This window comes from Streptomyces stoeckheimensis (assembly GCF_045822005.1).
GTDB classification, from domain to species: Bacteria; Actinomycetota; Actinomycetes; order Streptomycetales; family Streptomycetaceae; genus Streptomyces; species Streptomyces stoeckheimensis.
Genome location: NZ_CP169550.1, coordinates 2,165,361 through 2,182,596, shown reverse-complemented (window position 1 = coordinate 2,182,596; position 17,236 = coordinate 2,165,361). Strand labels below are relative to the sequence as shown.

11 protein-coding genes are annotated in these 17,236 nt (G+C 69.4%); 8 read left to right on the top strand and 3 right to left on the bottom strand.

Annotation, left to right across the window (positions count from 1 at the left end; all coding sequences use genetic code 11):
- The first annotated feature begins 101 nt into the window (after nucleotides 1-101).
- Together ACE1OC_RS10125 and ACE1OC_RS10120 are read left to right on the top strand one after the other, a co-directional pair.
- Nucleotides 102-1,616: an amino acid permease gene (locus ACE1OC_RS10125; RefSeq protein ID WP_407836743.1), complete on the top strand. Its 1,515-nt coding sequence runs from the start codon at nucleotides 102-104 to the stop codon at nucleotides 1,614-1,616.
- Between the two features lie 22 nt (nucleotides 1,617-1,638).
- A complete protein-coding gene (locus tag ACE1OC_RS10120; protein WP_407836742.1) occupies nucleotides 1,639-2,154 on the top strand; it encodes a GNAT family N-acetyltransferase in 516 nt (171 codons plus the stop codon).
- Between the two features lie 58 nt (nucleotides 2,155-2,212).
- Here ACE1OC_RS10120 and ACE1OC_RS10115 read toward each other — a convergent pair whose 3' ends face one another.
- The gene (locus tag ACE1OC_RS10115) at nucleotides 2,213-3,280 is read right to left on the bottom strand and encodes an LCP family protein (protein ID WP_407836741.1); all 1,068 of its coding nucleotides are present in this window, start codon (nucleotides 3,278-3,280) and stop codon (nucleotides 2,213-2,215) included.
- A 175-nt stretch (nucleotides 3,281-3,455) separates the two neighbouring features.
- On the opposite strand from ACE1OC_RS10115, the gene ACE1OC_RS10110 reads away from it, so the two are divergent.
- From ACE1OC_RS10110 to ACE1OC_RS10085, 6 genes are all read left to right on the top strand, one after another.
- Complete coding sequence (locus ACE1OC_RS10110; protein WP_407836740.1) at nucleotides 3,456-5,057, top strand: hypothetical protein; 1,602 nt, start codon at nucleotides 3,456-3,458, stop codon at nucleotides 5,055-5,057.
- A gap of 216 nt (nucleotides 5,058-5,273) precedes the next feature.
- Complete coding sequence (locus ACE1OC_RS10105) at nucleotides 5,274-6,455, top strand: CDP-alcohol phosphatidyltransferase family protein (RefSeq protein WP_407836739.1); 1,182 nt, start codon at nucleotides 5,274-5,276, stop codon at nucleotides 6,453-6,455.
- On the top strand, nucleotides 6,452-10,891 hold the full coding sequence (locus ACE1OC_RS10100; RefSeq protein ID WP_407836738.1) for a bifunctional glycosyltransferase/CDP-glycerol:glycerophosphate glycerophosphotransferase: 4,440 nt from the start codon (nucleotides 6,452-6,454) through the stop codon (nucleotides 10,889-10,891). Before ACE1OC_RS10105 ends, ACE1OC_RS10100 begins: the two co-directional genes overlap by 4 nt.
- 19 nt (nucleotides 10,892-10,910) lie before the next feature.
- A complete protein-coding gene (locus ACE1OC_RS10095) occupies nucleotides 10,911-11,678 on the top strand; it encodes a rhamnogalacturonan acetylesterase (protein WP_407836737.1) in 768 nt (255 codons plus the stop codon).
- Nucleotides 11,675-12,394: a hypothetical protein gene (locus ACE1OC_RS10090; protein ID WP_407836736.1), complete on the top strand. Its 720-nt coding sequence runs from the start codon at nucleotides 11,675-11,677 to the stop codon at nucleotides 12,392-12,394. The genes ACE1OC_RS10095 and ACE1OC_RS10090 overlap by 4 nt, the downstream gene beginning before the upstream one ends.
- Nucleotides 12,387-13,655 (top strand): phosphodiester glycosidase family protein, encoded by a 1,269-nt coding sequence (locus ACE1OC_RS10085; protein WP_407836735.1) that lies wholly within the window; start codon nucleotides 12,387-12,389, stop codon nucleotides 13,653-13,655. Before ACE1OC_RS10090 ends, ACE1OC_RS10085 begins: the two co-directional genes overlap by 8 nt.
- Nucleotides 13,656-13,785: 130 nt before the next feature.
- Here ACE1OC_RS10085 and ACE1OC_RS10080 read toward each other — a convergent pair whose 3' ends face one another.
- Together ACE1OC_RS10080 and ACE1OC_RS10075 are read right to left on the bottom strand one after the other, a co-directional pair.
- A complete protein-coding gene (locus tag ACE1OC_RS10080) occupies nucleotides 13,786-15,927 on the bottom strand; it encodes a 3-hydroxyacyl-CoA dehydrogenase NAD-binding domain-containing protein (protein WP_375950661.1) in 2,142 nt (713 codons plus the stop codon).
- Nucleotides 15,924-17,150, bottom strand: coding sequence for a thiolase family protein (locus ACE1OC_RS10075; protein ID WP_250742043.1), 1,227 nt, complete (start codon nucleotides 17,148-17,150; stop codon nucleotides 15,924-15,926). Before ACE1OC_RS10075 ends, ACE1OC_RS10080 begins: the two co-directional genes overlap by 4 nt.
- Nucleotides 17,151-17,236 lie beyond the last annotated feature (86 nt).

The following is a 17,236-nucleotide window of genomic DNA, read 5'->3' as shown; positions in this document are numbered from 1 at the left end:
TCATCTGCGGTTGCACGTCACGGGCCGGGAGGTTCACCCTTGGAGGGTGGGCCTTCCGGCCCGTTTCGTTTCGATGCGGTCTCTCCTGCGGAGGTGCGTCGGTGAGTAGGAACCTGAACGGTCCCTTCCGTACCAAATCAGTCGAACAATCGATCCTCGACACGGAAGAGCCGGAACACGCGCTCAAGAAGTCGCTCTCCTCCTGGGACCTGACCGTCTTCGGCGTCGGCGTGATCATCGGCACCGGCATCTTCGTCCTCACGGGCAAGGTCGCCAAGGAGACCGCCGGCCCCTCCACGGCCCTCGCGTTCGTCGCCGCCGGCATCGTGTGTGCGCTGGCCGCCCTGTGCTACGCGGAGTTCGCCTCGACCGTCCCGGTGGCCGGATCCGCGTACACCTTCTCGTACGCCTCGATCGGCGAGCTGCCCGCCTGGATCATCGGCTGGGACCTCGTGCTGGAGTTCGCGCTCGGCACCGCGGTCGTCGCCGTCGGCTGGTCGGGGTACGTCCGCTCGCTCATGGACAACGCCGGACTGCACCTGCCCGCCTCGCTCCAAGGACCCGACGTTCCGGGCGGTCACTTCGACCTGCTCGCCTTCGTCCTGGTCCTGGTCCTGACCGTGATCCTGGTCGTCGGGGTGAAGCTGTCCGCGCGGATCACCGCGGTGGTCGTCGCGATCAAGGTCACGGTCGTGCTCATCGTGATCATCGCGGGCCTGTTCTTCATCACGAAGTCCAACTACACGCCGTTCATCCCGCCGGCCGAACCGCAGACGGGCGGCTCCGGACTGGATGCCCCGCTCGTCCAGCTGCTCTTCGGCTACGAGCCCACCAACTTCGGCGTCATGGGCATCTTCACCGCCGCCTCCGTGGTCTTCTTCGCCTTCATCGGCTTCGACGTGGTGGCCACCGCCGCCGAGGAGACCAAGCTTCCGCAGCGGGACATGCCGCGCGGCATCCTCGGCTCGCTGATCATCTGCACCGTGCTCTACGTGGCGGTGTCGATCGTGGTGACCGGCATGCAGAACTACAAGGAGCTCTCCGTCAGCGCCCCGCTGGCCGACGCCTTCAAATCCGCCGGCCATCCGGTCTTCGGCGGCATCATCAGCTTCGGCGCCGCCGTGGGCCTGACCACCGTGTGCATGATCCTGCTCCTCGGCCAGACCCGGGTGTTCTTCGCGATGAGCCGCGACGGCCTGCTGCCGCGCTTCTTCTCGCGGACCCACCCGAAGTTCCGTACGCCCTACCGGCCGACGATCCTGCTCGGCGTGGTCATCGCCATCGTCGCCGGGTTCACCAGCATCAACGAGCTGGCGACCCTGGTGAACATCGGCACCCTCTTCGCCTTCGTCGTCGTCGCGCTCGGCGTGATGGTCCTGCGCCGCACCCGGCCCGACCTGCACCGGTCCTTCCGCACCCCGTGGGTGCCGTTCGTGCCCATCGTGTCGATCGCCGCATCGGTCTGGCTGATGCTGAACCTGCCGGCCGAGACCTGGCTGCGCTTCGGGATCTGGATGGTGCTCGGCTTCGTCGTCTACTTCCTCTACGGGAAGCAGCACAGCCGGCTGGGCCGTGGCGAGGGGATGACGCCCAACCCCGCGCGGGAAGGGCGCTGAGCCTCCTGCGTACGGTGAGGGCATGGAGATCACCGTGGGACTGGAACCCTGGGCGGAAGACGACTTCTGGCTGCTGCTGCGCAAGAACGAGCTGGCCATGACGGAACACCTGGGCGGGCCGGAGACCGAGGCCAAGCTCCGGGACCGGCACCGGCGCTACCTGGCGCTGAGCGCCCGGGAGCCGGGGGCCGGGCGGATGTTCCGGGTCGTGGCCGACGGGGACACCGTGGGCAGCATCGGCTTCTGGGAGCGGGTCTGGCAGGACGAGGAGGTCTATGAAACCGGCTGGGGCATCCTCCCCGAGTTCCAGGGCCGGGGGCTCGCGGCCCGCGCGGCCCGGGCGCTCGTCGCCCACGCGGGCGTCCACGGCACCCGCCGCCACCTGCACGCCTTCCCGTCCGTCGAGCACACGGCGTCCAACGCGGTGTGCCGTGCGGCCGGGTTCGTCCTCCTCGGCGAGGTGCGGTTCGAGTACCCGCCGGGCCAGTGGCACGCGAGCGGTGACTGGCGTGTGGTGCTGCGCGGCGACGGCTCGTGACGCCGACGAGCCCCGGCTCCCATGGGGGGCCGGGGCTGCGAGCCGGAAGCGGGGGCGGTCAGCCGCCGGTGGCGGGGGACTTCTTCGCCGAGGCCGGGATCGGCTGGTCCTTGCGCAGGGCCTCCCACAGCTGGCCGGCCTGCGGCTCCACGGCGACCACGCGGTTCTTGTCGATCTTGTCGTAGGCGACCGGAAGCATGATCGTCTCCATGGTCTCCGGATCCACGCCGTTCATGCTCTGGGCGAAGTCCGACAGGCCCTTGAGGGAGTCGAGTTCGGCGTCCGTGGTCAGCGCCTTGGTGCCGGCGTCGGCGAGCTTGTAGAGCTTGGCCGGGCTGGTGAGGATGTCCTGCTTCTTGATCTCGGACAGCATCGCGATCATGAACTTCTGCTGCAGGTCGATGCGACCGAGGTCGCTGCCGTCCCCGTAACCGTGGCGGGTGCGAACGAACTTGAGCGAGTCCGTGCCGTTCAGGCGGTGCGTGCCCGCGTCGAGGTTCAGGCCGCCCTTGATGGGCTTGTCGAGGGTGACGTCCACGCCGCCGAGCGCGTCCACCAGCTCCTTGAAGCCGGCGAACTCCACCTTCACCAGGTGGTCCACGCGGATGCCGGACATCTGCTCGATGGTCTTGACGACACAGGCCGGGCCACCGGTGCCGATGACGCTGTTGATCATGACGCGGTTCGCGCCGGCGATCGACTTGCCGTTCTTGTCCTTGCACTCCGGGCGGGTCACGAGGGTGTCGCGGGGGATGCTGATCGCGGTGGCCTTCTTGCGGCCCTCGGGTATGTGCACCAGCATGTTGGTGTCCGAGCGGGAGCCGCTGACGTCGCCGTGGTCGAGCTCGCCGTTGGCGCCGGCGCGCGAGTCGGAGCCGAGCACCAGGATGTTCTGCCCGCTGTCCGGGACCTTCGCCGGCCGGTTGTCGACACCGATCGCCTGGTCCAGGTCGACACTGTCGATGTTCCCGTTGAGGTGGTTGTATGCCCACCAGCCGGTCCCGGCCGCGCCGAGCAACAGCAGAACCAGTACGAGCAGGACGATCCTCAGGACGCGCCGTCTGCGCGGACGCACCCCGCGCCCCGTGGTTCGCCGACGACTGCGTACGGTGGTGTCTTGGGTCATACTGCTCGAATCCTCGGGGCCCTGGGTCGGAGGGCAGCGGGCAAGGGTGGCCGGATGCCGCTGCACTATAAGCAGATTTCCGAGTCGAATGGGAGTGCGCTTATCGTCCTCCTGGTCGGCCGTGATGCGGAAAATAGCGGAGTCCCCACAGCGCGGGGGAGGGGGAGTGGGAGCCATGGCCCGAAATACCGGACGTCGTGCGCGACGCGGTGACGCCTCGCGCGAGCAGCTTCAGCAGGGTTCCCCTTCGCCGGCCGGCCGGGCATCCGCGGTGGCCATCGTCGTCGCCGGCCCCGCCGACGCCGTGCCCCTGATCAACTCGGAACCGGCCGGTTCGGTGATCGAACTGGTCTGGCTCGACGGCGGCGCACCCGCCGAGCAGCGCGCGATGGAAGCGGCCGTGGCACAGGCGAAGCGGCGCGGGTGCAGGTTCCCCGGGGAACCGTTCCTCCTGTACGCGGCGGACGGCAATCTCACCGGCCAGATCCTCGACGTCCTCCACGAGATCGAACCCGTACGCGTACGCACCCTCGACCCGGACCCCGCGCACAGCGACTTCGACCGCGAGCGCAAGCTCCCGATCGTCAGCGAGCCGGCCGCGCGCGGACAGGTGGCGCGCAGCACGCTCAGGGCCGCACGCCGCTATCAGCTCGCCGTCGGCACCCCCGTGTTCGTGGACTGCCGCCGCGCCGGCGCGGACCCGGCGCTGCCGGCCGCGGCCTGCTCCCGCTACCCCCGGCCGACCCAGTGGCTGCTCACGGGCAAGGACGGGCGGCTGTCCGCCTACCTGCCGACGGCTGCCGGCGTGGTCCGCTGGACCGAGGGGCGCACCGAGGCCGAGGGCTGGAGCGGGCCGGAGCTGCTCCAGGGCCCGGAGCTGATGCCTGCGCTGACCGTGCTGCGGGGCCCCGAGGGCTACGCGTACCTGATCGGCCTGAGCCGGACCAAGCGCAAGGACAGCGGCTCCGACGTCGAGGTGGTGTACGCCGCCCAGTACCAGACGGGCCGGCCCATCGGCCCCTGGACCACGGTCGGCAATCCCAACGCGGCGAGCTGGCAGATGGCCCGGGAAACCGGATTCCCCGTGGCCACCTTCGACGCGAACGGCGTCCTGCACGTGTTCGTGCGCAACTTCGGACACAGCATCAGCGTGCGGCGGCAGACCCCGAAGGGCCGCATGGCCGGCTGGGAAGCGCTGGGCGGGCTGCGGGTGGCCGACGAACTGGTCGCCTTCCCGGCCGCGCAGGGCGGGGTGCACGTGGTGGCGAGGGCGCGCGACACCGCGTCCGCGGGGCACTTCTTCCAGCAGGACGTGAAGGCGGCCTGGGTGGAGAACCGGCGGATTCCGGTGAGCCCGTACCCGGGCAGCCTCTCGGTGGCCCCGGAGGGCGGAGTCGTGCGCTTCCGCTACGCGGGGAGCAACGAGGTCTGCGTCTGGTGGCCGGGCGCGCAGGTGCCGATAGGGCTGGGCGGGCCGGAGGGGATCGGGCCGGTCGCCGGGGTGTCGGGAGCCGACATCCAGGGCTGGGGCTGCACGGTGCTCGTGCGCGAGGGCACCGGGGGAGTGGCGGCGATCGGTGCTTACCCGGACGGGCGACCGGACACCGGGGTCTGGTGGGAGGAATCCGGGGAGCCCTCGGTGGTTCCGCCGGCCGCGGCCTTCGACAGCCGGGGCCGTGTGGTGATCGCCACAGTGGGAATGGACGGAACGCTCCGCGTGGCGCGCCAGCAACTGGGATCTCAAGGCTTGGAGTTCACTCCGTGGACTGTCCACTAAGGATCGTTTAAGTCCTGGATATGCAGGTTTAAGCACAGCAATGGCCGCCTTGCGTGCTGGATGGTGCCACGCGTGACTTGTTATGGTCATTCAGCGCCCATTTACCTGGACCATAGGTGAACGTTCGGCGTCACGGGGGCTGCTCGCCTTCGTGTCTCGTGGGGTGGGCGCAGGCGCTCTGTTGACCAGGTTCGCGCCGTTGACGACTGAGGGGTTATGTCCAAGCTGTCACTGAAGGCCGTCCAGAAGCTCACGTGCAAGAAACGGGACGCCTGGTGGACGGTCCTTCTGGTCGATCCGATCGCGACCCGCCTCGTCTGCGTGTTCGCGCGCTGGAACTTCGTGACGCCCAACCGCGTGACGTGGGCCGCGCTCTACGTCGGCCTCGGCTCGGCCTGGTTCTTCCTCCAGGGTGACTGGCTCTCCCTCTGCATCGGCGCGGGGCTGTACCACATCAGCTTCATCCTCGACTGCATCGACGGAAAGCTCGCCCGCCTCAAGGGCAACGGCACCATCTTCGGCGGCTGGCTCGACTACGTCTTCGACCGCATCCGTGTGCTCTTCTGCGCGCTGGCCCTGATGGGCGGGCAGTTCCTGCAGCACGACGAAGAGGTCTACCTCCTCGCGGCCCTCGTCGTGATCTTCCTCGACATGCTCCGCTACGTCGACGCCCTCCAGATCTACAAGATGCGCATGTCCATGCGTAACAAGATCGAGGCCGTCACCCTCGCCCGCCAGGCCGAGGAGGGCATCGAGGAGGAGGAGCGGAAGGTCGTCTTCATCGAGGACCTCCTGCGGGAGAACCCCCTCGGTCAGGCCGACGAGCTCAAGCGGGAGACCGCGCAGGTCGAGCAGGCCGAGGTCATCGACCTCCACCAGCAGTTCCGCGAGAGCTTCCCCTGGTACGCGCGGTTCCGCCACGCCCTGGTGCAGAGCCGCATCCGGCCGCACCTCATCAGCGGCATCGAGTTCCAGATGTTCATCTTCATCGTCGGACCCGTCATCGGCCACATCCTGTGGACCACGGCCGTGTCCGCCGTGCTGATGGGCGGCTTCGAGCTCGTGATCATGTTCAAGTTCTGGCTCTCCACCCGCGACTTCACGCGCACCATGGAACGCCTCGACCCGGGCAACATCCCGTCCAGGGCCGGCTCCATCGCCCCGCACCTGCACGCAGGACGCCACCGGCGCCGTGGCGAGGACGACCTGAACGCGATCGATCCCGCCCAGATGTTCCCCGCGCCCGAGCCCTACGAGGACCCCGGATTCGAGCCGTTCCCGCGGGCCTACACGGATCAGTTCACGGGCAGCGTGACCGACACGATGCAGCTGGCCCAGATCCCCTCGCAGAACTCGCAGCGACCTGACTACGCCGAACGAGAGCGCCACCCCAGATGAGTTTCCCGGTCGACATCTCTCCGTACGGCGTCACGATCGTCATCCCGGCCTACAACGCGAGCTCCACCCTCGCCCGCGCACTCCAGTCGGCCGTGGCCCAGACGCACCGGGGCATCGAGGTGCTCGTCGTCGACGACTGCTCCACCGACGGCACCCGGGGCGTCGCCCGCCAGTTCGCCGCCCAGGACCCCCGGGTCCGCGTCATCGAGCGGCCGCACAACAGCGGCGGCTGCGGCGCCCCCCGCAACAACGGCATCGAAGCGGCCTCCGGCCAGTTCGTGATGTTCCTCGACGCGGACGACGAGCTGCCGCTCAAGGCCGTGGAGACCCTGCTCTCCTCCGCCGTCGTCACCGGGTCCGAGGTCACCGCCGGCCGCGTCGTGCGCATCAACCTCGCCACCGACGAGATCACCGTCTGGCAGCCGCAGCTGTACCCCGCAGACCAGACGGTCGGGGGCCTGGGGGCCATGCCGGAGCTCTTCGAGGACCCGATCGCCGCCGGCAAGCTGTACCGGCGGGACTACCTCAACAACTTCGGCATCCGCTTCCCCGAGGGCGTCTTCTTCGAGGACACGTACTTCTCCACGGTCGCGAACTTCCACGCGCGCTCGTTCACCATCCTCGCCACCCCCGTCTACCGGTGGATGTTCGAGCGGGAGTCCGACCAGCCCTCGATCACCAACCGCCGTCACGAGCTGCGCAGCATCGGCGACCGCATCCGGGTGCACCAGTACACCGACAGCTTCCTGCACAGCGTCGGCCGGCCCGACCTGCTGGCCCGCAAGGCCGCCAAGTTCCTCTCGCACGACCTGCGCCTGTACACCCCCGAGCTCCGCAGCGGCGACCGCAACTACCGCAACGGGTTCCTCGCGGCCGTGGCACCGTACCTGCGCACCCTGGAGCCCACCACCTACGAGCTGTGCGGGCCCATGGAGCGGGTACGCGCCTTCGGCCTGATGCACGGCCGCGTCGACATCGCCGTGTCGGCCTCCGACTACATGCGGCGCCGCAGCGTCATCAGCTCCGACGTCGTGGAGCGCGACGGGCGGGTGTTCTGGTCCGGGTCGCTGCTCCGCCACCCCGACGCCGAGCGCTTCCTCGAGGTCACCGAGCTCGATCTGACCGGCCAGAAGCTCGCCGAATCCCGGCTCTACAACCAGGCGAGCTCCGTCGAGCTGGTCGACGGCGAACTGCACATAGCGGGCGCGATACGCAACCAGTTCGGCCGGGTCCGCCCCGACGACAAGGTCGAGCTCATCGCGGTGCTGCGGCGCCGCAGCTCCAAGACCGACTACCACTTCCCCGTCTCCAGCGTGGAGATCGACGCGGACTGGATCCGCTACCACGCCACCGTCGACCTCACCTCCACCCTGGACAAGGCCGACCGCGCGGGGCACTGGAACTTCTTCGTCCAGCTCCGGCACGACGGTGAGCGGGCCTCCACCGCCCTCAACGTCAGCGGACTCGACGCCACCAGCCTGCGCTACGCCTCCGCCAACGGCGTCCACGAGGTCTACGAGACCATCAGCGGGAACCTCGGCCTGCGCCCCGAGACCGAGGAACTGCAGGCCAAGACCTCCGACCGGGGAACCCCCTGGCTGTGGTGGCAGGGCGCCCAGCCGACCGGCCCCGTCCAGCCCCCCGAGCAGTACTCCGCGGGGCTCGTGGTCCTGTGCCACAACGACGAGTACCACCTGCGCGAGTTCCTCTCCTCCCTCGTGGCCCAGGGCAGCTTCGGTGCCACCCAGGTGGTGTTCGTCGACGATGGCTCGAACGACACCACCGCCCAGCAGCTGGCGGCCTTCGCCGCCTACTACCCGAACGCGATGGTCGTCACCCAGCACAGCCTCGGCGCGCGCATCGCCTTCGAGAACGGCCTGCAGTACGTCGCCGCCCCCTACGTGATGTTCGCGCGGGCCCGGGACATCCTCGGCGAGGACTCCGTGGGCCGGCTGCTCACGGCGGCCCGCAAGGCCAAGGGAGCCGACGCCGTCGTCGGCGTGGCGGACAACTTCCCGGGCCCGTGGCTCGGCAAGGACGAGCCGTGGGAGCGCTACTTCACCGCCAAGGGCGCCATCCGCAAGCTCTCCGACGCCCCCTACCTCGTCTTCTCGACCCGGCTCGGCGGCAAGCTCTTCAAGACTTCCTTCGTGCGCGAGCACGGCTTCCGGTGCGGCCCGGGCCACGGCCTCGAGGACGACTGGTTCACCGTCCCGGCCCTGCTGTTCACGAAGACGGTGACCGTCGCACCCGGTGCCCGCTTCTTCGAGCGCGAGGAAGAGAAGCAGAACTCGCTCTTCGACCGGCCCTGGAACGACCCCGCCAAGGCGGTGGACCGGGTCCGGCTGGCCGAGTACGTCCTGACGTCGGTCCAGGGCGCACCGCCCCGGGTCGTCCGCCTGGCCCACCGCTTCGTCGTCCGCTCGCTCCAGCCCTACGTGCGCAACATGCACCGCATCATGAGCAAGACGGAGCTCAACGGGGTCCTTCCCCTGCTCGCGTCGGTCTACGGCAAGATCCCCGACGAGATCATCCTGCAGTACGCCACGCACCCGCAGTCCAAGGTCCAGCACCACGCGATCGTGACGGGCAACCTCGAACTCTTCGCCGACCCGCTGAGCGCGCCGGAGTTCCTGCCCCGGCTCTACCTCGACGACGAAGGCATCTACCGGCGCCTCGCGAGCGACCCGGTGGAGACGAAGCTGCTGCGCGTGCCGCGGTCCAACGCCGTCATGGAGACCTTCCTCTGGAAGAACGACGAGATCCAGCTCGAGGGCCTCCTCGTGATCTCCGGCGTCGACATCGACACCCAGTACACCAACCGCATCCAGCTGGTGTTCTCCGACGGACGCCGCGAGGTGGCGCTCCCCGTCGAGCAGGTCTACCGCCGCGACCGCTGGCGTACCCGCAAGAACCAGGACTGGTTCGCCGGCTGGCGCGCCACGGCGCGCCCGTCCGCGCTCAACGCCCTGGCCAACACCGAGCTGACCATGGTGATCCGGGTCCTCGACGAGGACCGCCACCACGACATCAAGCTCGCCGCCCGCATGAACCTGCACCGCTTCAAGGGGGTGCACACCTCGGGCAAGCAGCGCTTCGTCCTGTCCATCGACGAGGAGGAGCAGGTCACCGCACGCTGGGTGAAGGGCTTCTCGGCCCGGCGCAAGGACAAGATGCACCGCTTCCGCGAGGAGCTGCGCAACTCCCTCCCGGGCCGTCCCGGCTGGCGCACCCGCTTCATGTACTGGCTGACGTACCCCTACCTGCACGGCCGGGGCATCTGGATCATCGGTGAACGCGAGGACACCGCCCAGGACAACAGCTACCACCTCTTCAAGTGGATCCGGCTGAACCAGCCCAAGCGCAAGATCTTCTACTCGATCAACCGGGACGCGCACGACTGGGACAAGGTCGCCCAGTACGGGCAGGTCATCGACAGGCTCTCGTGGAAGCACCGCGCGTACCTGCTGCACGCCGAGCGCCTGATCAACTCCTACGACCTGGAGGCCTACCTCGGCTTCCCGGGCCTCAACAAGCGCTCCTTCCTGCGCGGCTACGGCGACCTGCTGCGCTACAAGCGCGTGTTCCTCGGGCACGGCGTGGGCTACAACGACGTCGTCGCCTCGATCCACGGCCAGACCACCAACGTCGACATGGTCCTCAGCACGGGCCGCAGCGAGCGGTCCTACACCGCCGAGCACTGCGGCTACGGCTACGAGCGCGTCGCGGCCACGGGCATGCCCCGGTTCGACGCGCTGGAGCCGGTGCCCGGGCTCCGGCGGGTCCTGGTCATGCCCACGTGGCGCCGCGACATCGTGGCGCCCTCGTACAACAAGGCGGCCAAGCCCGAGATCCCGTTCGCGGCGTCCGAGTACTACCGCTTCTTCTCGTCCCTGCTGCGCAACGAGCGACTGCTCGCCGCGCTCCAGTACCACGGGGTCGAGCTGGAGTTCATGCCGCACTACGAGATCCGGCCCTACCTCCAGCACTTCAAGATCGAGCACCCCTCGATCATCGTGTCCTCGACGGGCCGCGACGTGCAGCTGGCCATGCGCGAGTGCTCGATGATGGTCACCGACTATTCCTCGGTGTTCTTCGACGTGGCGTACATGGGCAAGCCGGTCGTCTACACGAACTTCGACGACGAGTCCTTCTACAGCAAGCACTACAAGCGCGGGTACTTCGACATCGACAGGGACGGCTTCGGCCCGGCCTGCCGGACCGTCGACCACGCCGTGCAGGAGATCATCGGCGTCCTCGAGCGGAACTTCCAGCTGGAACCCCGGTACAAGCAGCGCGTGGATGACTTCTTCATCCTGCGCGACACCTCGAACTGTGAGCGCGCCTTCAAGGTCATCGACACGATGGACTCCAACTTCGTCGGTGACGAGCGGGCCCGGCTGCACTTCGGGGAACGCGGATTCGGGGAGTTCTGAGAGACGTGAAGGTCGCACGATGACGTCGATATACCTGGCGGGCGGATCCACCGTCTGCAGTCGCCAGCGCAGCATGGCACCGATGGCCGGGTGGGGGCAGACGCTCCCCCTGTTCCTGCAGGGCGTCGAGGTGGTCAACTGCGCCCGCGACGGCGCCGGCACCAAGAGCTTCATGGAACGCGGACACCTCGGCTGGATCCTGGAGAACATCAAGCCGGAAGACCTCCTGGTCGTCTCCTTCGGCCTCAGCGACACGGAGGAGCGGCCCGGCCCGCACGCCGAGCCGTTCGGCGCGTTCCAGACCAATCTGCGGCGCTACGTGAACGAGGCGCGGGACCGCGGCGCCCACCCGGTGCTCGTGACCAGCCACGAACGCCGGGTCTTCGACCGCTTCGGCAACATGCGCCGGCCCCTGGTGATGCACCCGGCCGCGATGCGCGAGGTGGCGGTCGAGCTCACCGTGCCGCTGATCGACCTCAACGAGTGGAGCACCGGCTGGTGGCGCCAGCTCGGCCCGGACGGCACGAAGAGCCTCTTCGTGCACCTCGCGCCGGGAGAGCACCCCAACTACCCGCGAGGGGCGGCCGACGACTCGCACCTGCGCAGCCACGGGGCGCTGGAGTGTTCCCGGTTCATCGCGAGCCAATTGCTGGTGCAGGGCATGCTGCCCGCGCAGTTCTTCCGGAACCTGGAGACGGGTTTCGACGCGGACCAGGTGGTGGAGTTCCTCGACGACGCCGTCTTCGATCAGATGACCAAGACACGTGTCGCGGGAGGCATGAAGTGAGCGGGAACTGGTTCCCCCTGGTCCGGGCCTGGGCCACCCAAGGGCCGTACACCGGGGTGCTCGACGTGCTCTCCACGGCGGACCCGGCCTACCCCCTGGTGCCGGGCGCGCAGTTCCAGATCGCCATGACGGTGACCCCGTCGGGCGGAGCGTTCCGCACGTACGGCTACGTCCTCGGCGAGAGCCTCGAGGACGGAGTGGTCGTCGAGGACCTCCAGGGCGGCCTGCGCAAGCTGCCCAATGGCCGCTACGCGCTCTTCGCGTCGGGCGACGAGCCGGCCACCGCGACCTTCACGGTACGCGTCCTGGACGAGGGCTCGGACGGCGCGGTCGTGGTGCCGCGCGCGGTCGTCGGCGTCATGCCCTTCCAGGGCGACAAGCTCTCCGCCTCCTCGGGCATCGAGGACAAGGGCTACTACGTGCGCCGCCACAGCATCCCGGCGCGACGCCTGGACCTGCGCCCCGGCGAAGTGGTGTCGCTGCCCGCGGGCGCCGAGGGACTGCGGGTGACCGGAGTGACCCTCGCCCGGTACGGCATGCTCGGCTGTTCCCCCGACGGCACGGTCACTTACCAGGCCCCCCACTCGTTCCACGGCTACGACCGCTTCGTGTGCACCTACGAGGATCAGGGCGGACACGTGGCCGAGGGCCACGTGGTCGTCCGCGTCGGCGACCTCGGTGCGTCTCCCGGCGCGCTGGGCGCCGTCCGTGGCTAGGCGCACGCGGTTCGCCGCCGCGCTTGCCGTGGCCCTGGCCGTCACCCTCGCGGGATGCACGGCGGACCCCCGGCCCCCGGACGAGCCGGTTCCCTCGGGCTCGCAGCCCGAGGACCTCAAGCTGCCCGAAGGGGTCACGTACAAGGAGTCCGTGCGCAAGCTCGACGGCCAGGAAAGCTCGCACGTGCGGGTCCTGACCATCCGTCCCGACGCCAAGGTCAGGGTGGCGGGCATGCACGGCCCCGCCGTGGCGCACGCCGAGACGGTGCGCAAGATGGCCGAGTCCTTCGGGGCGCTGGCCGCCGTCAACGCCTCCTTCTTCGACATCAGCACCGGCAAGAGCTACGCCGGCTACGACGGAGACCCCCTCGGCCTCTACACCGAGGGCGGCAAGGTCCTCAGCGAGGCGATCAAGGGCCGGCCCACCCTGCTCCTGGGCTACAACCGCGGCAAGCTCAGCGCCCGGGTCGACGAGGTCTCCACCGACGGGGTGGTGGTCTCGGACGACGGCGTGCCCCAGGAACTGGACGGGATCAACCGGGTGCCCGGCCGCGTCCTCGGCTGCGGGGGCGTCGGCGGTGACCTCCTGGCCGTCACGGAGGAGCCGATGCAGGAACCGTACGGCGGTCTCTGCACGGACACCGACGAGCTCGTGGCCTTCACCCCGGAGTGGGGAGAGCGCACGCCCCCCGGCCCGCCGGGCAGCATGGAGGTCCTGCTCGACGCCGACGGCCGGGTGACGAGCGTCCGCAAACCCGCCGGAGGGGCCGTTCCCAAGAACGGCAGCACCCTCTACGGGATCGGAACCGGCACCGAATGGCTGCGCACGAACGCCCAGCCGGGTGCCGCGCTCACCACCTCCTTCGTCATGAACGACGCGACCGGAGCGGTGGTCCCCGGTCCCGTCGAGACGGCGGTGGGCGGCCGCTACCGGCTGCTGCGCGACGGGGTCCCCGACATCGGCGAGCCGACGTCGCCCACGAAGACGGCCCCGCGCACCGCCGTCGGCGTCACCAAGAACGGAAGCCTCCTCCTGGTGACCATCGACGGCCGGGCACCGGGGGTGGACGCGGGCGCCACGGTCATGCAGACGGCCAAGCTCATGGCCTCGCTCGGGGCGCGGGACGCCCTGATGTTCGACGGCGGCGGCTCGACCACGATGATCGTGCGCGACGAGCTGCGCAACACCCCGCGCGGGGCCGAGGGTGCGGAGCCCTCGGAGCGGCCCGTGGCCAACGGGATCGGCATCTTCGAGCAGTGAGCCGGTAACCGGGTCCGAGCGGTGAGTGCAGATCGAGCAGTCCGAGCAGTGAGCAGGCGGACGTGAAAGAGCGGGCCGTACGGGATCTCCTCCCGTACGGCCCGCTCTTCGTCGTACCGGCTGCCGCTCGTTACGCGGGAACGCTCGCCACGCCCGGCGCCAGGAACTTCTTGCCGTTCACCCGCTCGGAGACGCCTTCGCGGTCCAGGTACGGGGTGACCCCGCCCAGGTGGAAGGGCCAGCCCGCGCCCGTGATGAGGCAGAGGTCGATGTCCTGGGCCTCGGCCACGACACCCTCCTCAAGCATCAGGCCGATCTCCTGCGCCACCGCGTCCAGGACGCGGTCGCGGACCTGCTCCTCGGTCAGGACGGTGTCGCCCTGGACCAGGAGCGCGGCGACCTCGGGGTCGAGCTCCGGCTTGAAGCCGTTCTCCGCGTTGTAGACGTAGAAGCCGCGCTTGCCGGCCTTGACCACGGCCGCCAGGTTCGGGGACACCGTGAAGCGCTCCGGGAAGGCGCGGTTCAGGGTCTCGGAGACGTGCAGACCGATCGCCGGGCCGACGAGCTCCAGGAGCACCAGCGGGGACATCGGCAGGCCGAGCGGCTCGATGGCCTTCTCCGCCGTGACGACCGGGGTGCCCTCGTCGATGACGTTCTGGATCTCGCCCATGAAGCGGGTCAGGATGCGGTTCACCACGAACGCCGGGGCGTCCTTGGTGAGGACCGCGGTCTTCTTCAGCTTCCGCGCGACACCGAAGGCCGTGGCCAGCGAGGCGTCGTCGGTCTGCTCGCCGCGGACGATCTCCAGCAGCGGGAGGATCGCGACCGGGTTGAAGAAGTGGAAGCCGACCACGCGCTCCGGGTGCTGGAGCTTGGAGGCCATCTCGGACACCGACAGCGAGGAGGTGTTGGTGGCGAGGATCGCGTGCGCCGGGGCGACCGCCTCGACCTCCGCGAACACCTTCTGCTTGACGGACATCTCCTCGAACACGGCCTCGATGATGAAGTCCGCGTCCGCGAAGCCCTCGGCCTTGTCCAGGACGCCCGTCACCAGGGCGGTCAGGCGGTTGGCCTTGTCCTGGTTGATGCGGCCCTTGCCGAGCAGCTTCTGGATCTCGGCGTGGACGTAGCCCACACCCTTGTCCACGCGCTCCTGGTCGATGTCGGTGAGGACCACCGGCACCTCCAGGCGGCGCAGGAACAGCAGCGCCAGCTGCGAGGCCATCAGGCCCGCGCCGACGACGCCGACCTTGGTGACCGGGCGGGCCAGGTTCTTGTCCGGGGCGCCGGCCGGGCGCTTGGCGCGCTTCTGGACCAGGTTGAAGGCGTAGATGCCGGAGCGCAGTTCACCGCCCATGATGAGGTCCGCGAGCGCGGTGTCCTCGGCGTCGAAGCCCTTCTGCAGGTCGCCGTCCTTGGCCGCCTCGATGATCTCCAGCGCGCGGTAGGCGGCCGGGGCCGCGCCGTGCACCTTGGAGTCGGCGATGAAGCGGCCGCGGGCGACCGCCGCGTCCCAGGCCTCGCCGCGGTCGATCTCGTCGCGGACGACCTCGGTGGTGCCGTTCAGCACGTTCGCGGTCCACAGGAGCGACTGCTCCAGGAAGTCCGCGCCCTCGAACAGCGCGTCCGCGATGCCCAGCTCGAAGACCTGCTTGCCCTTGAGCTGGCGGTTCTGGTTCAGCGAGTTCTCGATGATGACCGAGACCGCGCGGTCCGCGCCGATCAGGTTCGGGAGGAGGGCGCAGCCGCCCCAGCCCGGAACCAGGCCGAGGAAGACCTCGGGCAGCGAGAAGGCCGGGATGGCCTTGGAGACGGTGCGGTAGGTGCAGTGCAGACCGACCTCGACACCGCCGCCCATCGCCGCGCCGTTGTAGTAGGCGAAGGTGGGGACCGCCAGCGCCGCGAGGCGCTTGAAGACGTCGTGGCCGCCCTTGCCGATGGCGAGCGCCTCGTCGTGCTTCTTCAGCAGCTCGACGCCCTTGAGGTCGGCGCCGACCGCGAAGATGAACGGCTTGCCGGTCAGGCCCGCACCGACGATGGAGCCCGCGAGGGCCTCCTGCTCGACCTGGTCGATCGCCGCGTTCAGGTTGGCGAGGGACTGCGGGCCGAAGGTGGTCGGCTTGGTGTGGTCCAGGCCGTTGTCCAGCGTGATCAGCGCGAAGCGCCCGGCGCCGAAGGGCAGGTCCAGGTGGCGCACGAGCGCGCGCGTGACGACCTCGTCCGGGAACAGCTCGGCCGCGCCCTTCAGGAGCTCAGTGGTGGTGGTGCTCACTTGCTGTCTCCCTCGGCGGTGAAGTTCGGGTTCTCCCAGACGACCGTGGCGCCCATGCCGAAGCCGACGCACATGGTGGTCAGGCCGTAGCGGACCTCCGGCTGCTCCTCGAACTGGCGGGCCAGCTGGGTCATCAGGCGGACGCCGGAGGAGGCGAGCGGGTGACCGAAGGCGATGGCCCCGCCGTACTGGTTGACGCGGGCGTCGTCGTCGGCGATGCCGTAGTGCTCCAGGAACGCGAGGACCTGGACCGCGAACGCCTCGTTGACCTCGAAGAGGCCTATGTCGTCGATCGTCAGACCGGCCTGCGCGAGGGCCTTGTCGGTGGCCGGGATCGGGCCGTAGCCCATGACCTCCGGCTCGACACCCACGAAGGAGTACGAGACCAGGCGCATCTTGACCGGGAGGTTGTTCTCCCGGGCGAAGTCCTCGGACGCGATGATCGCGGCGGTGGCACCGTCGTTGAGACCGGCGGCGTTGCCCGCGGTGACCTTGCCGTGGGTACGGAAGGGGGTCTTGAGGTTCGCCAGGTTCTCCAGGGTGGTCCCCGGACGCATCGGCTCGTCGGCGGTGACCAGGCCCCAGCCCGTCTCACCGGCCGCCTCGTTGTTGTTGCGCACCGAGATCGGGACCAGGTCCGGCTGGATCTTGCCGTCGGCGTACGCCTTGGCGGCCTTCTCCTGCGAGCGCACGGCGTACTCGTCGACGCGGAGCTTGGTGATCGTCGGGTACCGGTCGTGCAGGTTCTCGGCGGTCATGCCCATGAACAGGGCGGACTCGTCGACCAGCTTCTCGGAGACGAAGCGCGGGTTCGGGTCCACGCCCTCGCCCATGGGGTGGCGGCCCATGTGCTCGACACCGCCGGCGAGGGCGACGTCGTACGCACCGAAGGCCACACCGCCCGCGACGGCGGTCACGGCGGTCATCGCGCCGGCGCACATGCGGTCGATGGAGTAACCCGGGACGGACTGCGGGAGGCCCGCGAGAATGCCGGCCGTGCGGCCCAGCGTCAGGCCCTGGTCGCCGATCTGCGTGGTCGCGGCGATGGCGACCTCGTCGATCTTGGCGGGGTCCAGGTCCGGGTTGCGGCGCAGCAGCTCCCGGATGGCCTTGACGACGAGGTCGTCGGCGCGGGTCTCGTTGTAGATGCCCTTCGGGCCCGCCTTGCCGAACGGGGTGCGGACGCCGTCGACGAAGACGACGTCCCTGACGGTACGAGGCACGTTGGCTCTCCTCCAGGTGCGGGTGTGCACTGCTGCGCGGGGGCGAGCTCATTGCTGAGCGCCCGCTCACCTCTCCATGCTACTTG